Source organism: Dyella choica (genome assembly GCF_003977665.1).
Lineage (GTDB): Bacteria > Pseudomonadota > Gammaproteobacteria > Xanthomonadales > Rhodanobacteraceae > Dyella_B > Dyella_B choica.
In genome coordinates, this window is sequence record NZ_RYYV01000027.1 from 14,588 (window position 1) to 36,750 (window position 22,163).

Genomic DNA, 22,163 nt, shown 5'->3' on the forward strand with positions numbered 1-22,163 from the left:
AAGGTGACCTTCATGGCAAATTACCAACGCAAAAGAATTTTCCCGATGTGCGTGCTGCTTTCCATCAAGGCATGTGCATGCGCGGCTTCATGAGCGGGAAAGATGGCATGGATGACCGGACGCAGCTGCCGGTTCGCAAACAGCGGCCACACATGCTGATGCAGCTTCTTGGCGATGGCCGCTTTGAAGGCTACCGAGCGTGCCCGCAAGGTTGAACCGGTGAGGGTGAGACGCCGGCGCATCAGCATGCCGGTGTCCAGCGTGGCTTGCATGCCACCCAGCGTGGCGATCACCACCAGCCGGCCGTCGTCGGCCAAGGCATTCAGTTCGCGCGGTAAGTAGTCGCCGGCGACCATGTCGAGGATCACGTCTACGCCGCGACCATCGGTCCAGGCGTGCACGCGTTCGACGAAATCCTCGTTGCGATAATGGATGGCACGCGCACCCAGCGCTTCGCAGGCGCGGCACTTTTCATCGTTGCCGGCCGTGGCGAAGACCGGATGGCCCAGAGCGTGAGCGAGCTGAATTGCCGTTACGCCGATGCCGCTGGAGCCGCCCTGCACCAGCAGGCTTTCCTTTGAACCGTCTTCGCGCAAGCCCAGGCGGCCGCGCTCGAACACGTTGCTCCACACGGTGAAGTAGTTTTCCGGCAACGACGCGGCTTCGGCCACGCTTAGACCTTGCGGCACCGGCAGGCACTGGCCCAATGGCGCTACGGCGTATTGCGCGTAGCCGCCGCCGGCCAGCAAGGCGCACACGGCATCGCCAGGTTTGAGTCCGAACGGATTGCTGCCGCTGAAATCGCCATTCACCAGTTCACCGGCCACTTCCATCCCAGGCAGGTCGGGAGCGCCGCGCGGCGGCGGATAGTGACCTTGCCGCTGGAACACATCCGGGCGATTCACGCCCGCTGCCGCCACCTTAATCAGCACTTCGCCGGTGCCAGGCTGTGGCAGCGGACGCTCGACGAGTCGCAGTACCTCCGGACCCCCGAAGTGCGGAATCTCGATGGCTTGCATGGATGTCATCGGGGCAGCTCCTCACGCTTGGGACTACGGGCTTGCATCGATCCAGCGGATGGATCGATGAAGTACCTAAGGCCTCTGCCATATACGGAAAATGGATTGAATGGCGCACGTGCTGTTGTTGAAAAAAAATCGACGCGTTCGCCATATGTTTCCATCTCTGCAAAACAGGTAGTGCTCAACGCGAGAAGAACCAAGAGAACTACAAAAATTGGGATTTCTAAAGTCATTGATCGACCGCAACAAATGGCCGCCGTACTTCGATCGCCTTTGTAAGCTTGCATAACCGATATCAAGATGACAGACCTTGATAAGGATAAGTCGAATATGTTTTTCAGGCGTTTCAAAAACAGCTAAATCCTGTCAAACGGTTACCGGGTGGCAGGTTGAACACTTCGGAATTGCCTGCCACCCTGCGCATGTTCATGCGCTTGCATCCACCAGCACCAGCTCGGCGTCCTCCAGCGCTTTCACTTCGAGCGTGGTTTCTTCGCGGATCGCCGCGCCGTCGCGCGGATCGAGGCGCACGCCATTGATTTCCACCGATCCCTTGGCCGGCACAAGATAGGCGTAGCGGCGTTTGTCCAGCGTGTAGCGGGCGGTTTCGCCGGCCTTCAAGGTGGCGCCGAGTACACGGGCGTTGGTGCGCAAGGGCAGGGCGTCCGTATCGCCTTGCATGCCACTGGCCAGGGTCACGAAGCGTCCGGAGCGTTCGCCGGCCGGGAAGGGCTTGGTGCCCCAGGAGGGCGCGCCACCACGTTCGTCCGGGATGATCCAGATCTGGAAGATGCGGGTGGTTTCCGGCTCCAGGTTGTATTCGCTGTGCCGGATGCCGCTGCCGGCGCTCATCACCTGCACGTTGCCGGCTACGGTGCGGCCCTTGTTGCCCAGGTTGTCCTGGTGGGTGATCGCGCCTTCGCGCACATAGGTGATGATTTCCATGTCCGCATGCGGATGCGGCGGAAAGCCGGTTTGCGCGGCAATGCTGTCATCGTTCCACACGCGCAGCGCGCCCCAGCCCATGCGCTTGGCGTCGTCGTAGCTGGCAAACGAGAAATGGTGCTTGGCCTTGAGCCAGCCGTGATCGGCACCGCCAAGGCTATTGAATGGACGCCGTTCGATCATGGGACACCTCAGTGATTTGGAATGCCGCGTAAGATACGGCCGGCCACCGCGATGCAGAACAATCGCCAGGGAAACAGTGTGTCCCGCTTCAGCGATGGCGGTGCCCGCTCATTTCGTGCCCGGCGTCGGGTGCGAAAGCACGATGCCAATGGGTGGAGCTCAGTGAGATCAGGGTCACGACCAGGAACGCCACCGAGAAATTCAGTCGGCTGGGTTCGCTGTTGTGGCTCGCCGTCATGGCCAGCTTGAGAATCAGCGCGCCGCAGCACACGCCGATCGAGAGCATCAGCTGCTGCAGGGTGGAGTAGAAGCTGTTGGCCGCGCTCATGCGATCAGTCGGCACCGCTTCGTACGCGATGGTGTTGTAGGCGGTGAACTGTACCGACATGATGACACCGCAGCACACCAGCAGGCCGAACATCAGCCAGAACGGCCAATCGGCCCGGAACAACGCGCACACGGCGTAGCTCAAGCCTGCCAGCACACCGTTGTAGACCATCACGCGGCGAAAACCGATCCAGCGCAACAGGCGAGTGGTGAGCGCACGGGCAAGCAGCGCGCCGAGGGAAATGGCCAGGATCAGCTGGCCGCTGCGCAATGCGGAGAAACCGAGGCCGATCTGCAGCATCAGCGGCAGCAGGAAGGGTTGGGCGCCCTGGGTGATGCGCATCAGTGCCCCGGAAATCACCGACAGCCGGAACGAGTCGATGCGCAGCAGGGTGAGGTCTACCGCCGGATGCTCGCGGCGCCTGGCATGGCGCACATAAGCCAGGCACGCGGCCGCACCGACTGTCACGAGCGTCACGCCGTTGCGCGCGCTGGTGTTCTGGCCAAACAGCTCCAGGCCGAACAGCAGGCAGCCCAGACCGACGCTGCAAAGCGCAAAACCCAGCCAGTCGAACGGAGCCGGCCGTATCGTGCAGGCCACCACCGGAATGTAGCGCCGTACCAGCCAGTAACCCAGCGCGCCGATCGGCACGTTGATGTAGAAGATCCAGCGCCAGTCGAGGTATTCGACGATGAAGCCGCCCAGCGGCGGTCCGGCCATGGTGCCGAGCACGGCAGGAATCAGCGTCCACATCATCGACGACACCAGGTGCTTGCGTTCCACCGTGCGCAGGATCACCAGGCGCCCCACCGGAGCCATCATCGCGCCACCGGTGCCTTGCAGTAGCCGCGCCGCCACCATCATCGGCAGGCTGTGGGTGAGCGAGCACAGCACCGAGCCTACGATGAACACCACCATCGAGCTGTTGAACACGCGCTTGATACCGAAGCGGTCGGCAATCGCGCCACTGACTGGAATGAGGATCGCCAGCGCGAGCAGATAGCTGGTGACGGCCACGCTCATGGCCGGTGCGGAAACAGCAAAGTCGCGCGCCATGGTGGGCAGGGCGGTGGCGAGCACCGTGCCGTCCACCTGCTCAAGGAAGATCGCGCAGCCGACGATCAGTGAAATGATGCGGTAATCGGGATACACCGGCTGGGTGGTGGCCGGCAGGTCCAGCTTTTCCTCACGCAACGCGCTCACTTTCGGTTCCTGCAGCGAGCGCAGTGGGCCTAGGCCTGGTGACAAGGCTGTCGGAAGCGCCCGGGACGTGGGCGCATCGGGGTGTGCGCCGCAACGTGTCGCATTATTCGCTGGGCGGGCGGGGAGGACAAGCGTGATGGCTTCGCACTGGCTGCAAACTCCTCCCTCTCTTACGTGTAGTAGAGCCTGTCCTCGAATGCTTTAGTCGGGGAGGAGGGCCGGGGTGGGGTGAAGCAACCTTGCGGTGAATTCGAATACGGCGGCAAGCGCGTAGGCTGGGATGGCAATCCCAGCTTCCCTTGCCGGTTACGGATGCTGGGATTGCCATCCCAGCCTACGCGGTCTCTACAAACAGGGGCTTAGAGCGCCTCAAACACGCCCGCCGCACCCATGCCGGTGCCGATGCACATCGTCACCATGCCGTACTTCTGCTTGCGGCGGCGCAAGCCGTGCACCAGTGTTGCGGTGCGCACTGCGCCGGTGGCACCGAGCGGATGGCCCAGCGCGATGGCGCCGCCGAGCGGGTTCACCTTAGCCGGGTCCAGGCCCAGATCGCCGATCACGGCCAGGGCCTGGGCGGCAAAGGCTTCGTTCAGTTCGATCCAGTCCAGTTGGTCCTGCCGAATGCCGGTCTGCTTGAGCGCCTTCGGAATCGCTTCCTTCGGGCCGATGCCCATGATGTCAGGGCGCACGCCGGCCACCGAATAGCCCACGAAGCGGGCGAGGGGCGTGAGGCCGTAGTCCTTGATCGCCTGTTCGCTGGCCAGCAGCACGGCGCCTGCGCCGTCGGAGGTTTGCGAGGAGTTGCCGGCCGTGACCGAGCCGCCGAACTGGCCATTGCGGAACACGGTCTTCAGCTTGCCCAGCACGTCCGGGGTGCTGCCGGCACGGGGACCCTCATCGGTGTCGATCACGCGGCGATCGGTCTTGATGCCACGCGTGGCGAGGTCGGGATAGCGATCGTCGAGCTGGAACGCAGTGATTTCGTCCTTGAACTCGCCGGCCTTGATCGCGGCCAGGGCACGATCGTGACTTTGCGCGGCGAAGGCATCCTGGGCTTCGCGGGAGACTTTCCACTGCTTGGCGACATTCTCGGCGGTAATGCCCATGCCGTACGCAATGCCCACGTGCTCGTTGTCGAAGATAGACGGATTCATCGCCACCTTGTGGCCCATCATCGGCACCATGCTCATGCTCTCGGTGCCGCCGGCGATCATCAGGTCTTCTTCGCCAAGGCGGATGCGATCGGCGGCCATCGCCACGGCCTGCAGGCCGGACGAGCAGAAGCGGTTGACGGTAACGCCCGGGACGGTATCCGGCAGGCCGGCCAGCAGCAGGCCGATGCGCGCCACGTTCATGCCTTGCTCGGCTTCCGGCATGGCGCAGCCGATGATCACGTCGCCGATGCGATGCGGATCGATGCCCGGCGCCTGCGCCAGCACGGCGCGGATCACGTGGGCCAGCATGTCGTCGGGACGGGTGTTGCGGAATACGCCGCGCGGCGCCTTGCCGACCGGCGTGCGGGTGGCGGCGACGATGTAGGCGTCTTGCACTTGCTTGCTCATGGTGTCTGCTCCATGGCGTCGCGCGAATCGCTGCGACGCCGGTTGGTATTGGATCTATCGGTGAAGTAACGGCGAGCGTTAGTTGCGCAGCGGTTTGCCGGTGGTCATGGTGTGGGCAATGCGCGCCTGGGTCTTTTCGGTCTGCGCCAGCTCCACGAAGTGCTTGCGCTCCAGATCCAGCAGCCATGCCTCGTCCACCAGCGAGCCGCGCTCGATCGCGCCGCCACACAGCGTGTCCGCAATGCGCGTAGCGATCGCGACGTCGTGCTCAGACGCGAAGTATCCGGCCTGCAGATTGGCCAGCGAGGCCTTGAATGTGGCGGTGCCGACGTCGCCGGCCACCGGGACGTTGCGGGCGTACAGCGGCGGGCGCCAGCCGCTTTCGGCGAGCGAGCTGGCCACCTGCTTGGCGACGTACAGCAACTCATACGTGTTGAACACCACCACGTCGCTGTCACGCAACAGGCCGAGCTGCCGGGCTTCCAGCGCGCTGCCGGAGACCTTCGCCATCGCCACCGTCTCGAACACCTTCTTCAACGCTTCGAACGGATCGTTGGGGCTGCTCTGCGCCGCGCGGATGGCCAGCTCGTGCAGGCCGCCGCCGGCGGGCAGCAGGCCGACGCCGGCCTCGACCAGGCCGATGTAGCTCTCCAGCGCCGCCACCGTGCGTGCCGAGTGCATCTGGAATTCGCAGCCGCCGCCCAGGCACAGCCCGCGCACGGCGGAGACCACCGGTACCAGCGCGTGCTTGATGCGCATGCTGGTGCGCTGGAAGTTGGCGACCATGGCGTCGAACTCCTTGAGCTTGCCGCCTTGCAGCAGGCCCAGCGCGCCCTTCAGGTCGGCACCCGCGGAAAACGGCTCGCTGGCCTGCCAGATCACCACTGCCTTGAGTTTTTCCTCGGCAATGCCGATCGCCTGCTGGATGCCGTCGAGCACCTGGTCGTTGACCGTGTTCATCTTGGTCTTGAACGAGATGATGCCGACGTTGTCCTCGCCCAGGCTCCACAGGCGAACGCCGTCGTTTTCCCACAGGGTGATGCCCTGTTCGAACTTTTCACCCAGAATCGCATCGGGGAACAGCTGGCGACGGTAGACCGGATGCTGCGAACGCGGCTTGTCGGTGTTGGCGGCCGCCGAGTAGGAGCCGCTCTTGCCGTGCACGCCGTTGCGGCCGTCCGTCACCCACTTCGGCAGCGGAGCCTTGCTCATCGCCTTGCCGGCGTCGATGTCCTGCTGGATCCACTGGGCGACCTGCTGCCAGCCGGCCGCCTGCCAGGTTTCGAAGGGCCCCAGTTTCCAGCCGTAACCCCAGCGGATGGCGAAGTCGACGTCGCGCGCGGTATCGGCGATATCGGCCAGGTGATAGGCGGTGTAGTGGAACAGGTCACGGAAGGTGGCCCACAGGAACCGTGCCTGCGGGTCGCCGGAGGCGCGCAGCTTGCCGAACTTCTCGGCCGGGTCCTTGATGGCGAGGATGGCCGACACTTCGTCGGAAGCCTTCTGCTCGGATGCACGATAGTCGCGCTTGGCGACATCCAGCACCACGATGTCCTTGCCGGCCTTGCGGTAGAAACCGGCACCGGTCTTCTGGCCCAGCGCACCCTGTTCGATCAGGCCGCTCAGCCACACGGGCGCCTTGAAGTATTCGTGCCAGGGATCATTGGCCAGGGTATCGGCCATGGTCTTGATCACGTGCGCCATGGTGTCCAGGCCCACCACATCGGCGGTGCGGTAGGTGGCGCTCTTGGGGCGGCCGATGGCCGGGCCGGTCAGTGCATCGACCGTATCGAAGCCGAGCTTGAACTGCTCGGTGTGGTGCATGGTGGCCAGCATCGAAAACACGCCGATGCGGTTGCCGATGAAGTTCGGCGTGTCCTTCGCATACACCACACCCTTGCCGACCGTGGTGGTCAGAAAGGCTTCCAGGCCTTCGAGCACGCTGGCGTCGGTGAGCCGGGTCGGAATCAGCTCGACCAGGTGCATGTAGCGCGGCGGATTGAAGAAATGCACGCCGGTGAAGCGATGCCGCAGCTCTTCCGGCAGCGCCTCGGCCAGGCCGTTGATGGACAGGCCGGAGGTATTGCTGGCCAGTATCGCGTTGGGCGAAACGAACGGGGCGATCTTCTTGTACAGGTCCAGCTTCCAGTCCATCCGTTCGGCGATCGCCTCGATCACCAGGTCCACGTCCTTTAACTGGTCGAGGTCCTGCTCGTAGTTGGCCGGAATGATCGCGGCCGCGCGGTTGCCGTCGGCCAGCGGGGCGGGCGAGAGCTTCTTCAGGTTCTCGATCGCCTTGATTGCAATGCCGCTCTTGGGGCCGTCTTTGGCCGGCAGGTCGAACAGCACGGTTTCGACGTCGGCGTTGGTCAGATGCGCGGCGATCTGCGCGCCCATGACGCCGGCGCCGAGCACCGCGGCCTTGCGGATGCGTAGCGCGGACTTCGTTATAGATGGAGCGGTCATTGGCTTCTCCGTGGTACGAGTGCGTAGCAGGTCATTGAAAGCTTCAGTAAGGGAGGCGCATGACCTCCCGATGACGGGGGATATCAGGGTGCGCGCAAGCCAGCGGCGGCAAAGCGGATCAGGTGCTCGGCGGTCTGCTCGCGATGGGTGATCTCGCTGACATCGTTCTTGCGCTGGATGATGCCGAAGCCCGACATGGCATGGGTCAGGGCACCGGTCACCAGGTCGATGCGCCAGTACAGCTCTTCCTTGCTCAAGCCGGGCAGCAGGCGGGCAAACTCGGCGGTGAATTGCCGCATCACATGGCCGTAGTTGTCCGACAGGAACTTGCGCAGGTCGTCGTCGTGCTCGGCAAAGGCGCGGGCCAGCACACGCATGAACAGGCCGCCGCCGCCGTCATGGGAAAGGTCCAGGGCAGGGCGAATAAAGGCCGACAGCACGTCCTCCAGCGTCGTCTCCTGCAGTCCGGCAAAGTGCTTGAGGGCGGCCAGCCGGCGGGCGTTGAGCTGATCCAGGCGGCGCTTGAAAACCTGCTCGACGAGATGATCCTTGGAGCCGAAGTGGTAGTTCACGGCGGCCAGGTTCACGCCCGCGGCCGCGGTCAGCTGGCGGAGCGAGGCGCCTTCGAACCCACGCTGGGCGAACAAGGCCTCGGCCGCGGTCAGGATGCGTTCCTTCGTAGAAGCGGAGCTATTCACGGGCACACGCCTGTCGAATGGTTCAAACGATCGTTTGAGGATACGCGCGGGCGCCCGGAGACGTCAAACGGTCGTTTGCATGACGCTCAAAGACGGTTGCTTATGGGCTAGAATCTGTCAAACTTTCGTGAGCTAAATCCGCATTCCCATGCGGATTTGGGTCTATCTTTCCTTCTGACGTAAGTCCCGTCAGGCCGCCCTTCAATCAGTCCGCATAACCCGGAGCAGACCGCATGGCGCTGGAGCGCACCCTTTCCATCATCAAACCCGATGCCGTCGCCAAGAATGTCATCGGTGAAATCTATGCACGCTTCGAAAAGGCCGACCTGAAGGTCGTTGCCGCCAAAATGAAGCATCTTTCGCGCAAGGAAGCTGAAGGCTTCTACGCGGTGCATCGCGAGCGTCCCTTCTTCGGTGCACTGGTGGAATTCATGATTTCCGGTCCGGTGATGATCCAGGTGTTGCAAGGTGACAACGCCGTTCTCAAGAATCGCGAGCTGATGGGCGCAACCAACCCGAAGGATGCCGCCAAGGGTACGATCCGCGCCGATTTCGCCGACTCGATCGACGCGAATGCCGTGCACGGTTCGGACGCCGCGGAAACGGCGGCTGCCGAAATCGCTTACTTCTTTGCGGAAACCGAAGTGCTTCCGCGCTAACCGAATACGTCACAGTGAACCAGGTGGAAAAAGTCAATCTGCTCGATTTCGATCGCCAGGGGCTGCGCGAGTTTTTCGCCCAGCTGGGCGAAAAACCTTATCGTGCCGAGCAGGTGATGAAATGGATCTACCATCGCCTGGAAGACAACTTCGAAAACATGACCGACGTGGGCAAGGCGCTGCGCGCCAAGCTCGAGGCCGCGTGCTACGTCGGTCCACCCAAGACGATGTTCGACAAGGGCGCTGCCGACGGCACGCACAAGTGGCTGTTGGGGATGGACGGCGGCAACGCCGTGGAAGCGGTCTACATCCCCGAACCCACCCGCGGCACCCTGTGCGTGTCTTCGCAGGTGGGTTGTGGCCTGAACTGTCAGTTCTGTTCCACCGCTACGCAGGGCTTCAATCGCAACCTCGCCACCGCCGAGATCATCGGCCAGATGTGGGTGGCTGCGAAGTACCTGGGCAACGTCACGCACCAGAACCGCCGCATCACCAACGTGGTGATGATGGGCATGGGCGAGCCGCTGCTGAACTTCGACAACGTCGTGAAGGCGATGAGCCTGATGCGCGATGACCTTGGCTTCGGCCTTGCCGCCAAGCGCGTCACCCTGTCGACCGCCGGCCTGGTGCCGATGATCGACAAGCTTTCCGAAAGCATCGATGTGTCGCTGGCGGTATCGCTGCATGCCGCCAATGATGAGTTGCGCACCGAACTGGTGCCGCTCAACAAGCGCTTCCCGATCGCCGAACTGATGGCGTCGTGCGAGCGCTGGATCGCGCGCAAGCCGCGCACTTCCATCACGTTCGAATACACGCTGATGAAGGGCGTCAACGATCAACCCGAGCATGCACGCCAGCTGATCAAGCTGATGCGCAAGCTGCCGACCTGCAAGGTCAATCTGATTCCGTTCAATCCGTTCCCGGGTACGCGCTTCGAGCGCTCGGAGCCGGAAACCATCCGCGCCTTCCAGACCCAGCTGCTCAACGCGAACATACTTACCATGCTGAGGCGCACGCGTGGCGACGACATCGACGCCGCTTGCGGCCAGCTCAAAGGGCAGGTCCTGGATCGCACGCGTCGCCAGGCCGAATTCCTCAAGCGTTTGGACGAGGGTACAGCGCATGCGGCGTGATCGCGTCTTGCTCGGTATGGGCTTGGGTCTATTGCTGGCCGGTTGCCACCGCTCGATGACGGCGCCCAATCCACCGCCCGAGCCTCCGCTGCCCGAGCAGACCAAGGCGCAGAAGGCCCAGAGCGCTGCGAACGTGCATACGAGCCTGGCCCAGCATTACATCGAGATCGGCAATCTCCAGGGCGCGCTGGAAAAGATCAAGATCGCCGTGCAGGAAGACCCCAGCTACGTGCCTGCGCACACGGTGATGGCGTATATCTACGAACGCATCGACGATATGCCCAATGCGGAGATGCATTACCGCCGGGCCGTGGAGTTGCAGCCCAGCCAGGGCGATACCAACAACAACCTGGGTCAGTTCCTGTGCCGCATTGGCAAGGGACAGGAGGCCATGCCTTATTTCAGCAAGGCCCTGGCTGATCCGTTCTACAAGACGCCGGACACGGCCCTGGCCAATCAGGGCATTTGTCAGCTGCAAATGGGCGATCGCGTCAGCGCGGAGGCCAATCTGCGCAAGGCGATCAAGGTCAATCCGAACAACGCCAGCGCGTTGCTGCAGCTCGCCCACGTGCTGTACCTCAATCAGGACTACTTCAACGCCAGCGCCTTCCTGCAGCGCCTCGACGCGATGGGGCAGTTCAATGCCGATTCGCTGAAGCTCGGCTACGACATCGAATCTCACTTGGGTAACAGGGACGCGGCCCAGAACTACAGCAAACGGCTGTTAAGCCAGTTCCCGGATTCGGAACAGGCGCAGGCCCTCAATCCATCCGTGCACCCATGATTTCCGAGCAGTCCCATCCGGCATCGCATGAGGAGACCTTCTCCGAAACGTCCGCCACGACCGCAGCGAACATGGAACAGAGCGCTGCCGAATTTCGCTTCAACGAAGCGCCCGGTTTTGGTTCACGCCTGCGCGCGGTGCGCGAAGCGCGCGGTCTGGACCTGGAAACCTGTGGTCACGCCCTGCATTTGCCGGTGCGCGTAGTGCGCCAGCTCGAAGGCAGCGACTACAGCGGCATCGACTATCAGGTTTACCTCGGCGGCTATCTGCGCAAATACGGCCGTTATCTCGACATCGACGAGAGCGAGATCGAGCGAGCCATCACCCAGCTCAGGCCGGCCCAGCCGAAACTGGTGTCGACCGGTGGTGTTCCGCATTCGCGCTACCTGCTGGATCAATACGCGAAGGCGGCCACCTATGTTGTGTTGACGCTGGTGATCGCCGTGCCCACGGTATGGTTGGGCATGCGCGGCACGCTCACGCACGACATGGGACGTCTGGCGCCGCTGGATGCCACACCAGTGGCCCAGCAGGATGCGCCGTCGCCGACCGTGCCGGCTTCTGCCGGTAGTGCAGCCAAAGCCGTCGCCGGCACCGCGGCCATCGCCCAGACACCTGCCGCTGCACCATCCGTAACCGCTTCCGCGCCGAGTCCGGCTGCTGCGCAGCAGCCGCTGCTGGCCTCCATGGTGCCGATGCCAAATCTCGATAACGATACGGCGACCATCGCGACTCCCGCGGCCGGCAATGTGCCCGCAGCGGCCATCGGCAGCGGTGCGCATAGCCTGACGCTGAATCTGGCCAACGCAAGCTGGGTGGAAGTGCTCGGTAAAGACGGCACGCGGCTGGAATATGGTCTGTTGCCGGCCGGCACCAGCAAGACCTATCACAGCGACCAACTGCTGGACGTGCGCATCGGCAATGCGAACGGTGCGCAAGTAAGCGTCGATGGCCAGTCGATGCCGCTGGACGCCTATCGTCACGCCAACATCGCGCACTTCCGCCTCGACGTCCAGAACGGCAAGGCTACGCCTGCGGGAGCTTGAGCGTAAGCCGCAGGGGCGGCGCACCCCTACGGTTCGGTAGCCTTCACCCCCCTACGATCGGTTATGCTTGTGCATTGCCCACCCGCCTGGGTGGGCAATGCCGCTGCTGTCCCATAGCAGCGGCTCCAGGACGCCTCCCCAACGCCATCCGGCGTTACTCGCGATACGGTGATTGCATGGCATTCAATGCTTACGACGACTACGAACAGAGCGAACGCGTACAAAAATGGCTGCGGCAGAATGGCCTGTCGATCGCTGTGGGTGTCGTCATCGGCCTGATTGCCATTTTCGGCTACCAGCAATGGCGCAACCACCAGGTCGCCCATCAAATGCAGGCCTCCGGCCTGTACCAGCAGCTGCAAGGCGTGCTCGATTCGGGCAATACCAACGCCGTCGATGTGGTCATCCAGCAGCTGATGAAGGATTACTCCGACACGCCTTACGCCTTGTTCGCTGTAAGCGACCGTGCACGCCGCCAAGTGGAAGACAAGCAGCTCGACAAGGCGCTCGATTCGCTCGCCTGGGCCGAACAGCACGCCCCCAGCCCGGAGCTGAAGGCGTTGGTGGAACTGCGCATCGCGCATGTGCAACTGGGCAAGGGCAATGCCCAGGAAGCCGTGAATGCGCTGGATCGCATGCCGGCCAACAGCTACGCAATTGAAAGCCAGGAACTACGCGGCGACGCGCTGGTCAAGCTGGGACGGCGCGACGACGCCCTGAAGGCCTATCAGGCCGCGGTGAGCGCCATGGGGCCGCAAGCATCGAAGGACAGTGAAGTGCAAATGAAAATCGACGATCTGGCCACGGCCGGGAAGCAGGGTGCATGAAACGTTTTTGGCTGATCGTAGTGACCGGTTCGCTGGTGGCGCTCGCCGGCTGTCATTCCTTCAAGAAGGAAAACATCCAGCCGCCCACCCCACTGATCAAGGATTTCAAGCCGACGGTGCAGGTCACGCGGGTGTGGAAAGAGCGCGTTGGCCATGGCTCGGGCATGAGCGGCCTGCGCATGCAGCCGGCGGTGGTTGCGGGCGTGTTGTATGCCGCCAGCACCGATGGCGAGGTCGCCGCGTATGACGCCAACAGCGGCAAGAATTTGTGGAAACAGAAGAGCCGCACCCATGGCTGGTTCGGCTGGGGCGACAAGAAGCGCAAGGACGCGTTCTATGCTGGCGGTCCGGCCGTCGGCGGCGATCTGCTCGTCATCGGCACGCTCGATGGCCACGTCTATGGCCTGAGCGCCAAGGACGGCAGCCAGCGCTGGGTGACCGCGCTGCCTTCGGAAGTGATCGATTCGCCGGCCGTCAGCGGCGCGCTCGTGGTTGTGCGCACGCAGGATGGTCGCGTGTACGGTCTGGACGGCAACACCGGCGATCGCCGCTGGGTCAACGACCAGGGCAGCGTGCCGCTGCTCAGCCTGCGCGGCAACGGTCCGCTGATGGTCACCAATGGCGTGGTGTTCTTTGGCAGCGACGACGGCAAGCTGATCGCGCTGCGCCAGGACAACGGCGAAAAGCTCTGGGAACAGAAGCTGGCGACGGGTGAAGGCCGGACCGATATCGACCGCATGACCGACGCGGACGGTGGTGTCGTGCTGGATGGCAGCACGCTTTACTCCGCCGCCTACCACGGCAATCTCACCGCCGTGGATGGCCCCAGTGGCCGTCCGCTGTGGGCGCGTCCGTTCTCGACCTATACGTCGATGGCGCTGACCGGCAACAGCCTGTTCGGCGTGAACACCGATTCGCAAGTGTGGGCGTTCGACAAGAGCAGCGGCGCCGACATGTGGAAGAACGACGATCTCAAGTACCGCTGGTTGAGCTCGCCGGCAGTGCAGGGCAACTACATCGTCGTCGGCGATATCGAAGGCTATGTGCACTGGCTGCAAACGGGCGACGGCGCGCTGGCCGGGCGCGAGCGCCTTTCCAAGAAAGCCATTCGCGCAGAACCGGTGGTGGCGGGTGACCTGGTGTACGTCGAAGACGTGCTGGGCCATATCGCCGCCTATCGCGTCGTCGCGAAGTAATCACTGGAACGATGTTTCGTGCTGCCCGTCATCGCCCTGGTCGGTCGTCCCAACGTCGGTAAGTCGACCCTGTTCAATGCGCTGACGCGCAGCCGCGACGCCCTGGTGGCCGACATGCCGGGCGTTACCCGCGACCGCCACTACGGCGTTTGCCGTACTGGTTCGCGCCCCTTCGTAGTAGTCGACACCGGCGGCCTGTCCGGGGTTGAAGAAGGCCTCGACGCCCTCACCGCGCAACAGGTGCGCCTTGCCATCAGCGAGGCGCAAGTGCTGGTGTTCGTGGTCGATGCGCGCGACGGCCTGCTGCCGCAGGACCGCAGCATCCTCGATGAGCTGCGCCGCAGCGGCAAACCGGTGATCGCCGCGGTCAACAAGACCGACGGCCTGGATGTGCAGGATGCGTTGGCGGAATTTGCCGTATTCGGCATCGCCCAGACGCTGCCTTTGTCAGCCGCGCACAACCGCGGCACGGAGGAATTGGTCGCCGCTGCGCTGCCGCTGCTGCCGCAAGACGCGCACGAGGAACTGGCGCCGGAAGATGAAGGCAGCATTCGCGTTGCGATCGTCGGCCGCCCCAATGCCGGCAAGTCGACCTTGATCAATCGCCTGCTGGGCGAAAACCGGCTGATCGTTTCCGACGTCGCCGGCACCACGCGCGACCCGATCCGCGTGCCGTTGGAGCGCGACGGCAAGCGCTACACGCTGATCGATACGGCCGGCGTCAGGCGCAAGTCGAAAGTCGAGGAAGCGGTGGAGAAATTCAGCGTCATCAAGACGCTGCAATCGATGGCCGCCGCCCAGGTGGTGGTGGTAATGATCGATGCCCGCGAAAACCTCGCCGACCAGGATCTCACCTTGATCGGCCACGTGCTCGACGAGGGCCGGGCGCTGGTGATTGCCGTCAACAAGTGGGACGACATGGATAGCTATGCGCGAGAGCAATGCGTGCGCGCGTTGGAGCGCCGGCTTGGCTTTGTCGATTGGGCCAAGCAGGTCTTCATCTCGGCGCTGCACGGTTCGGGCTTGCGCGAGCTGATGCGCGCAGTCGTACGGGCGCATACTTCCGCCACGCGCGAGCTCTCGTCTTCGGATCTTACCCGTACGCTGGAGCGTGCCTACGAAAGCTACCAGCCGCCGCTGGTGCGCGGGCATGCGCCGAAGCTTCGCTTTGCGCACCCGGGCGGCAACAATCCGCCCACCATCGTGATCCACGGCAGCCGCACCAAGCATATTGCGCCGGCGTATCGCCGTTACCTGGAAAACTTCTTCCGGCAGCGCTACAAGCTGGAGGGCACTCCCGTCCGCATCGATTTCCGTGACGGCGAGAATCCCTTTGCCGGCAGGAAGAACGTGCTGACCGAGGCGCAGCAGCGCAAGCGGCAGCGCATGATTCGCGAGATGAAGAAGCGCAAGTAGGCTGGGATGAAATCCCAGCATTGCCATCGGCACGAAAGCTGGGATTTCATCCCAGCCTACGAGGGTCTGCGCGAGGGATAGAGTCGATCCTGGCTGGTCTAGATTAGGGGCTAAACTATCGCCATGAATCCCCTCGACCGCGAATCCTGGCTCGCCGACCTGCGCCAACGCGTCCCCGAGCTTGCGCCCGCCGAAGCCCTGCGCAAACAGGCGCAAGGTGCCTTGCTGATCGACGTACGCGAAGACAACGAACGCGCAAGCGGCTCCCCCGTGGGAGCGTTGGCCCTGTCGCGTGGCTTCCTCGAACTGCGCATAGAAAGCCAGGAGCCCCGCCGTGAGCGGGAAATCCTCACGCTGTGCGGCAGTGGCATGCGTTCCCTGTTCGCCGCCGAAGCCCTGCAAAGGATGGGGTATCGCAACGTGGCTTCGATCGCCGGCGGCTTCGAGCGCTGGAAAAGCGAAGGCTTGCCGATCAGCGTCGCGCTGCTCGATACGGATTCCGCGGAACGCTACGCGCGCCAGCTCCGCTTGCCGCAGGTAGGCGAGGCCGGCCAGGCCAGGCTCGGCCAGGCCAGCGTCGTCCTGCTGGGAGCTGGCGGTCTCGGCGCACCCGCGGCGCTTTATCTTGCCGCCGCGGGAGTGGGGCGGCTCACGCTGATCGACGACGATCGCGTCGAACGCTCCAACCTGCATCGCCAGGTCATCCACGCCGATGCGCGCGTGGGCATGGCCAAGACCGAATCGGCGCGCATGACGCTGAACGCGCTCAATCCGCGCGTAAACATCGAGCTGCGCAACGAGCGCCTGCGCGCGGACAACGTGGAGCAATTGCTGCGCGGGCATGATCTGGTGGTCGATGGCGCCGACAATTTCCCCGCGCGTTATCTGCTCGCCGCCGCCACCCGGCGCTTGAACATGCCGATGGTGTACGGCGCGGTGGAGCGATTCACCGGCCAGGTCGGTGTGTTCGACCCGCGCCGCAGCGATTCGCCTTGCTACCGCTGCCTGTTTCCCGAGCCGCCGGATGCTGCCGACGCACCCAATTGCTCTGAAGCCGGCGTGCTGGGCGTGCTGCCGGGCATCGTTGGCCTATTGCAGGCGACGGAGGCGTTAAAGCTGATTCTTGGCATCGGTGAGCCGCTGGTCGGCCGGCTGCTCTCGTTCGATGCGCTGCGCATGCGTTTTCGCGAAACTCGCTTGCCGCGCGATCCGGCATGTCCGGGCTGCGGGGCGCAGGCGGAGTTTCACGGCTACGCGGATATCGAGCGGTTCTGCGCGGCCAGCTGAATTTCCGCGCCTGGCGCCAATTCGCGGCCATTCGGCGATAATGCCCGCCTTCGCCAGCCAGGACCTCTCATGAGCGCACGCATACTCGACGGCAAACGCATCGCGCAGGAACTGCTGGAGCGCATCGCCAAACGCGTCGGCGAACGCAAGGCGCAGGGCAAGCTGGAGCCTGGCCTGGCGGTGGTGCTGGTCGGCAACGATGCCGCTTCTTCCGTCTACGTGCGCAACAAGCGCAAGGCTTGCCACCAGATCGGTTTCCGTTCCTTTGACTACGACCTGCCGGCCAGCGCCACCCAGGACGAGCTGTTTGCACTGATCGATCGGCTCAATGCCGATCCGGACGTCCACGGCATCCTGGTGCAATCGCCGTTGCCGGACCACATCGATGAAGATGCGCTGGTCGATCGCATCGATCCGGACAAGGATGTGGATGGTTTCCAGGCCGTCAACGTAGGTCGTCTTGCGTTGCGCCGTTTCGGCTTGCGCCCGTGTACGCCGCGAGGCGTGATGACCCTGCTTGGCCATACGGATCGTCCGGTGCGCGGCCAGCATGCGGTGGTGGTCGGCGTTTCCAATCATGTTGGCCGTCCGTTGGCGCTGGAGCTGCTAATCGCCGGTTGCACCACCACCTGCTGTCACCGCTTCACCCGCGATCTGGAAACCTACGTGCGCCAGGCCGACATCCTGGTGGTGGCGGTCGGCAAGCCGGGCCTGGTGAGCGGCGAATGGGTCAAGCCGGGTGCGGTGGTGGTGGATGTAGGCATCAATCGCCTGGACGACGGGCGCCTGGTCGGTGACGTGGAGTTCGAGCCGGCGGCGCAACGCGCCAGCTGGATTACGCCGGTGCCCGGAGGCGTGGGGCCCATGACCGTCGCTACGCTGATGGAAAACACCCTGGAAGCTGCCGAAGCTCGCGATCCCTGACTAGCCGAAAACTGCTCCCTCCCCTACGTGTAGTAGGGGAGGGTTGGGGTGGGGTGAAGCAACCTCGCGATGAATTCAAGCATCGCGGCAAGCTCCAACAACCCCACCCCAACCCTCCCCTGCCTCTGCAGGGGAGGGAGCCGCATTTCGCATAAGTGGATACAACGCGTTCAGCGCGAAAACCAAAGCAAAACTCGCGCCGAGCCCGGCTCCTGCGTATAATCCTCTCTTTGCAGCGGGACTTTTCCATGCGCATCCTCGCCGAGGCCCTCACTTACGACGACGTCTACCTCGTCCCGGCCCATTCCCAAGTCTTGCCGCGCGATGTGGACACCTCCACGCGCCTCACGCGGAATCTTCGGCTGAACATCCCGATCGTGTCGGCCGCGATGGACACGGTCACCGAAGCGCGGCTCGCCATCACCATGGCCCAGAACGGCGGCATCGGCATCATCCACAAGAACATGAGCGCCGAACAGCAGGCCGCCGAAGTGCGCCTGGTCAAAAAGTTTGAAGCTGGCGTCATTCGCAGCCCCATCACCGTAACGCCGCACACCTCGATCCGCGACGTCCTCAAGCTCACCCGCGCCTACAACATTTCCGGCGTGCCGGTGGTGGAAGGGGAGCAACTGGTCGGCATCGTCACCAGCCGCGACCTGCGCTTCGAACGCAAGCACGACGATCCGGTGCGCAACATCATGACCCGCCACGACAAGCTGGTCACCGTGCGCGAAGGCGCCAGCCAGGACGAAGTGCTGCAACTGCTGCACAAGCACCGCATCGAAAAAGTGCTGGTGGTGAACGAGGCCTACCAGCTGCGCGGCCTGATCACTGTGAAGGACATCCAGAAGGCCCGCGACAATCCTAACGCCGCCAAGGACGCGCACGAGCGCCTGCTCGTTGGCGCGGCAGTCGGTGTTGGCGGCGATACCGAGCAGCGTGTCGAAGCGCTGGTGGAAGCCGGTGTGGACGTGATCGTGGTGGATACCGCGCACGGCCATTCGCAAGGCGTGATCGAGCGCGCTGCCTGGGTGAAGAAACATTTCCCGCAGGTGCAGTTGATCGCCGGCAACATCGTCACCGGCGAAGCGGCGCTGGCGTTGCGTGATGCAGGTGTCGATGCGGTGAAAGTGGGCGTTGGCCCGGGCTCGATCTGCACCACGCGTGTCGTGGCCGGTGTAGGTGTGCCGCAGATCACTGCGATCGACATGGTGGCCACTGCGTTGAAGGACAGCATCCCGCTGATCGCCGACGGTGGCATCCGCTATTCGGGCGACATTCCGAAGGCGCTCGCCGCCGGTGCGTCCACCGTGATGCTCGGTTCCATGTTCGCCGGCACCGAGGAATCGCCGGGCGAAGTGGAACTGTTCCAGGGCCGTTCGTACAAGAGCTATCGCGGCATGGGTTCGCTGGGCGCGATGGCGCTGGGCTCCAAGGACCGCTACTTCCAGGAAGAAGCGGACGCCGACAAGCTCGTGCCGGAAGGCATCGAAGGCCGCGTGCCGTATCGCGGTCCGCTGCGCAACATCATTCACCAGCTTATCGGTGGCCTGCGCGCTTCGATGGGCTATCTCGGTGCCGCCACGATCGACGATGTGCGCAACAAGGCGCAGTTCGTGAAAGTCACCTCGGCCGGCGTGACCGAAGCGCATCCGCACGATATCCAGATCACGAAGGAAGCGCCGAATTACCGGCTGAATTCGTGATCGCCCCGCGTCATTCCGGCGAAGGCCGGAATCCAGTCTCGTACGCGTGCGTAGCACACAAAATCTGTTTTGAGTGCTTTGCACGTGTTGTTGGCACTGGATCCCGGCTTGCGCCGGGATGACGGTGAAGCACTTTCGCCTTCCCCCTGATTTCCCGATCGCGCTGCCATGACCAACATCCACAGCGACAAAATCCTCATCCTCGATTTCGGCGCCCAGTACACGCAGCTCATTGCGCGGCGCATCCGCGAAATCGGTGTCTATTGCGAGATCTGGGCATGGGACCATGACCCGGCCGAGATCGCCGCGTTTGGCGCCAAGGGCATCATTCTTTCCGGTGGACCGGAATCCACCACCGTGCATGGCGCGCCCAAGGCGCCGCAGGAAGTGTTCGATTCGGGCCTGCCGATCCTCGGCATCTGCTACGGCATGCAGACCCTGGCCGCGCAACTGGGCGGCGCCACGGAAGCGGCCGATGCGCGCGAATTCGGGCACGCTCGCGTAGAGGTGGTTTCCCCAGACTCGTTGCTGGCCGGACTCAGCGATCACGACTCCTTCCAGGCGCTGGACGTGTGGATGAGCCACGGCGATCACGTCGCCAAGGCGCCCCCCGGCTTCACCGTCACCGCTGTGACCGACCGTATTCCGGTCGCCGCGATGTCGAATGAAGCCAAGCGCTGGTACGGCGTGCAATTCCATCCGGAGGTAACGCACACCAAGCAGGGCACGGCGCTGCTCAAGCGCTTCGTCAGCGAGATCTGCGGTTGCCAGATGTTGTGGACCGCTGCGCAGATCATCGATGACCAAATCACCCGCGTACGCGAACAAGTCGGCACGGACCACGTGCTGCTCGGTTTGTCGGGCGGCGTGGATTCTTCCGTGGTGGCTGCGCTACTGCATCGCGCGATCGGCGAGCAGCTCACCTGCGTGTTCGTCGATACCGGTTTGCTGCGCTGGCAGGAAGGCGACCAGGTGATGGCCACCATGGCTCAGCACATGGGCGTGAAGGTCATTCGCGTCAACGCTGCCGAACGCTACTTCAAGGCGTTGGAAGGCGTGGCCGATCCGGAAGCCAAGCGCAAGATCATCGGCCGCCTGTTCGTGGAGATCTTCGACGAGGAATCGACCAAGGTCACCGCCGCCGGCAACGGCCAGGTGAAGTGGCTGGCGCAGGGCACCATCTATCCCGACGTGATCGAGTCGGCCGGCAGCAAGACCGGCAAGGCGCATGTGATCAAGAGCCACCACAACGTAGGCGGCTTGCCCGAACATATGAAGCTCAAGCTGGTCGAGCCGTTGCGCGAACTGTTCAAGGACGAAGTGCGTCGCATCGGCGTGGAACTCGGCCTGCCGCGCGAAATGGTCTATCGCCATCCGTTCCCGGGACCGGGCCTGGGCGTGCGTATCCTGGGCGAGGTGAAACCTGAATACGCCGAACTGTTGGCCCGCGCCGATGCGATCTTCATCGAGGAACTGCGCAAGGCCGATCTCTACGACCAGGTCAGCCAGGCCTTCGCCGTGTTCCTGCCGGTGAAGTCGGTGGGCGTGGTGGGCGACGCTCGCGCCTACGAATGGGTGATCGCGCTGCGTGCGGTGGAAACCATCGACTTCATGACCGCCCATTGGGCGCACTTGCCTTACGATTTTCTCGGTACGGTTTCCAATCGCATTATCAATGAGCTACGCGGGGTTTCTCGTGTGGTTTATGACATAAGCGGCAAGCCGCCGGCGACGATCGAGTGGGAGTGAGTTGAACCGCAAGGGCGCCGCAAGGCGCTTTTGTTGCACTGGGGGCTGAGTGGGAGCCGGCTGAACCCAGCGCTCCATTCCAGGCCTTCTATGAGCCACGGGACAACAATCCCGTCACACGTGTCACTCCCGCTGTTCGCGCGACCGCAGGCACTATCGCCTCACGATCAGCCAGCGGAGAGGGTCATGAGCGCATCGTCGGCAAAGAGCGAGATCCCTGACACCATGAAGACGCCGCCAGTCGTCTCGCCCGAGGCCTGGGAGGCTGCGCGCCAGGAGATGCTGGTAAAGGAAAAAGCCTTTACCCGCGCGCGCGACAAGCTCGCTGCCGAGCGGCGGCGCATGCCGTGGACGGCCGTGGAGAAGGCCTATTCCTTCGAAGGACGTAAGGGCAAAGTCAGCCTGCTGGACCTGTTCGAAGGCCGCCGGCAGCTAATCCTCTATCGCGCTTTTTATGAGCCAGGCGTGCATGGCTGGCCCGACCATGCCTGCCGCGGCTGCTCGCTGGGCGCCGACCAAGTCGCGCATCTCTCACACTTGAACGCGCGCGACACCACACTGGCTTATGCCTCCCGTGCACCGCAGCCTGATATTGCCCGACTGAAAGCGCGGATGGGCTGGGAGCTGCCCTGGTACACCATCACCGACAGTTTCGATGCGGATTTCGGCGTGGATCAATGGCACGGCCACAATGTATTCATCTGCGACGGCGGCAAAGTATTTCGCACTTACTTCATCAACAACCGCGGCGACGAAGCGATGGGGACGCTCTGGAGCTATCTGGACCTCACCCCGCTCGGCCGCCAGGAAACCTGGGAGGATTCGCCTGAAGGCTACCCTCAGACACCGCCTTACAAATGGTGGAATTGGCACGACGGTTATGTTGCCGGTGCCGAGCCCGACAAGAAGTGGGTCGAGGTTTCCGAGGCCGGAGAAGCCGCGTTCCGCAAACGCGATAATCTGGATTGACCCCATTTGCAGGCGGCGTTCCCTGTCTTGCATTTCGTACTTCCTTACCTCAAAGTA

At 63.4% G+C, this 22,163-nt stretch carries 18 protein-coding genes; 12 read left to right on the forward strand and 6 right to left on the reverse strand.

Going from position 1 to position 22,163, the window contains the following annotated elements:
* Positions 1-20: 20 nt before the first annotated feature.
* The 6 genes from EKH80_RS21275 to EKH80_RS21300 form a co-directional block, all read right to left on the reverse strand.
* On the reverse strand, positions 21-1,019 hold the full coding sequence (locus tag EKH80_RS21275) for an NAD(P)H-quinone oxidoreductase (RefSeq protein WP_126686836.1): 999 nt from the start codon (positions 1,017-1,019) through the stop codon (positions 21-23).
* A 429-nt stretch (positions 1,020-1,448) separates the two neighbouring features.
* Positions 1,449-2,150: a pirin family protein gene (locus tag EKH80_RS21280; protein WP_126686813.1), complete on the reverse strand. Its 702-nt coding sequence runs from the start codon at positions 2,148-2,150 to the stop codon at positions 1,449-1,451.
* Between the two features lie 88 nt (positions 2,151-2,238).
* Entirely contained in the window at positions 2,239-3,681 is a 1,443-nt protein-coding gene (locus EKH80_RS21285) for an MDR family MFS transporter (RefSeq protein WP_425481169.1), read from the reverse strand.
* Between the two features lie 359 nt (positions 3,682-4,040).
* On the reverse strand, positions 4,041-5,246 hold the full coding sequence (locus tag EKH80_RS21290) for an acetyl-CoA C-acyltransferase (RefSeq protein ID WP_126686814.1): 1,206 nt from the start codon (positions 5,244-5,246) through the stop codon (positions 4,041-4,043).
* 78 nt (positions 5,247-5,324) lie between these two features.
* Entirely contained in the window at positions 5,325-7,712 is a 2,388-nt protein-coding gene (locus EKH80_RS21295) for a 3-hydroxyacyl-CoA dehydrogenase/enoyl-CoA hydratase family protein (protein ID WP_126686815.1), read from the reverse strand.
* Positions 7,713-7,795: 83 nt separating this feature from the next.
* Positions 7,796-8,410 carry a TetR/AcrR family transcriptional regulator gene (locus tag EKH80_RS21300; protein WP_126686816.1) on the reverse strand — a complete coding sequence of 205 codons (615 nt, stop codon included), beginning with the start codon at positions 8,408-8,410 and terminating at the stop codon, positions 7,796-7,798.
* A 233-nt stretch (positions 8,411-8,643) separates the two neighbouring features.
* On the opposite strand from EKH80_RS21300, the gene ndk reads away from it, so the two are divergent.
* From ndk to EKH80_RS21360, 12 genes are all read left to right on the forward strand, one after another.
* Entirely contained in the window at positions 8,644-9,069 is a 426-nt protein-coding gene (gene ndk, locus EKH80_RS21305; RefSeq protein ID WP_126686817.1) for a nucleoside-diphosphate kinase, read from the forward strand.
* Between the two features lie 14 nt (positions 9,070-9,083).
* Positions 9,084-10,202 (forward strand): dual-specificity RNA methyltransferase RlmN, encoded by a 1,119-nt coding sequence (gene rlmN, locus EKH80_RS21310; protein ID WP_126686818.1) that lies wholly within the window; start codon positions 9,084-9,086, stop codon positions 10,200-10,202.
* Positions 10,192-10,986, forward strand: coding sequence for a type IV pilus biogenesis/stability protein PilW (pilW, locus tag EKH80_RS21315; RefSeq protein WP_126686819.1), 795 nt, complete (start codon positions 10,192-10,194; stop codon positions 10,984-10,986). Before rlmN ends, pilW begins: the two co-directional genes overlap by 11 nt.
* A 71-nt stretch (positions 10,987-11,057) precedes the next feature.
* Complete coding sequence (locus tag EKH80_RS21320; protein ID WP_126686820.1) at positions 11,058-12,032, forward strand: helix-turn-helix domain-containing protein; 975 nt, start codon at positions 11,058-11,060, stop codon at positions 12,030-12,032.
* A 176-nt stretch (positions 12,033-12,208) separates the two neighbouring features.
* On the forward strand, positions 12,209-12,859 hold the full coding sequence (locus tag EKH80_RS21325; protein ID WP_126686821.1) for a YfgM family protein: 651 nt from the start codon (positions 12,209-12,211) through the stop codon (positions 12,857-12,859).
* Positions 12,856-14,055, forward strand: a complete 1,200-nt coding sequence (bamB, locus tag EKH80_RS21330) for an outer membrane protein assembly factor BamB (protein WP_126686822.1) — start codon at positions 12,856-12,858, stop codon at positions 14,053-14,055. The genes EKH80_RS21325 and bamB overlap by 4 nt, the downstream gene beginning before the upstream one ends.
* An 18-nt stretch (positions 14,056-14,073) precedes the next feature.
* Positions 14,074-15,471 carry a ribosome biogenesis GTPase Der gene (gene der / locus EKH80_RS21335; protein WP_126686823.1) on the forward strand — a complete coding sequence of 466 codons (1,398 nt, stop codon included), beginning with the start codon at positions 14,074-14,076 and terminating at the stop codon, positions 15,469-15,471.
* Between the two features lie 123 nt (positions 15,472-15,594).
* Positions 15,595-16,758, forward strand: a complete 1,164-nt coding sequence (gene moeB / locus EKH80_RS21340; RefSeq protein WP_126686824.1) for a molybdopterin-synthase adenylyltransferase MoeB — start codon at positions 15,595-15,597, stop codon at positions 16,756-16,758.
* Positions 16,759-16,827: 69 nt separating this feature from the next.
* Positions 16,828-17,682, forward strand: a complete 855-nt coding sequence (gene folD, locus EKH80_RS21345; protein ID WP_126686825.1) for a bifunctional methylenetetrahydrofolate dehydrogenase/methenyltetrahydrofolate cyclohydrolase FolD — start codon at positions 16,828-16,830, stop codon at positions 17,680-17,682.
* Between the two features lie 248 nt (positions 17,683-17,930).
* On the forward strand, positions 17,931-19,388 hold the full coding sequence (gene guaB / locus EKH80_RS21350; RefSeq protein WP_126686826.1) for an IMP dehydrogenase: 1,458 nt from the start codon (positions 17,931-17,933) through the stop codon (positions 19,386-19,388).
* A gap of 168 nt (positions 19,389-19,556) precedes the next feature.
* The gene (guaA, locus tag EKH80_RS21355) at positions 19,557-21,137 is read left to right on the forward strand and encodes a glutamine-hydrolyzing GMP synthase (protein WP_126686827.1); all 1,581 of its coding nucleotides are present in this window, start codon (positions 19,557-19,559) and stop codon (positions 21,135-21,137) included.
* A gap of 186 nt (positions 21,138-21,323) precedes the next feature.
* A complete protein-coding gene (locus tag EKH80_RS21360) occupies positions 21,324-22,106 on the forward strand; it encodes a DUF899 domain-containing protein (RefSeq protein ID WP_230473868.1) in 783 nt (260 codons plus the stop codon).
* Positions 22,107-22,163 lie beyond the last annotated feature (57 nt).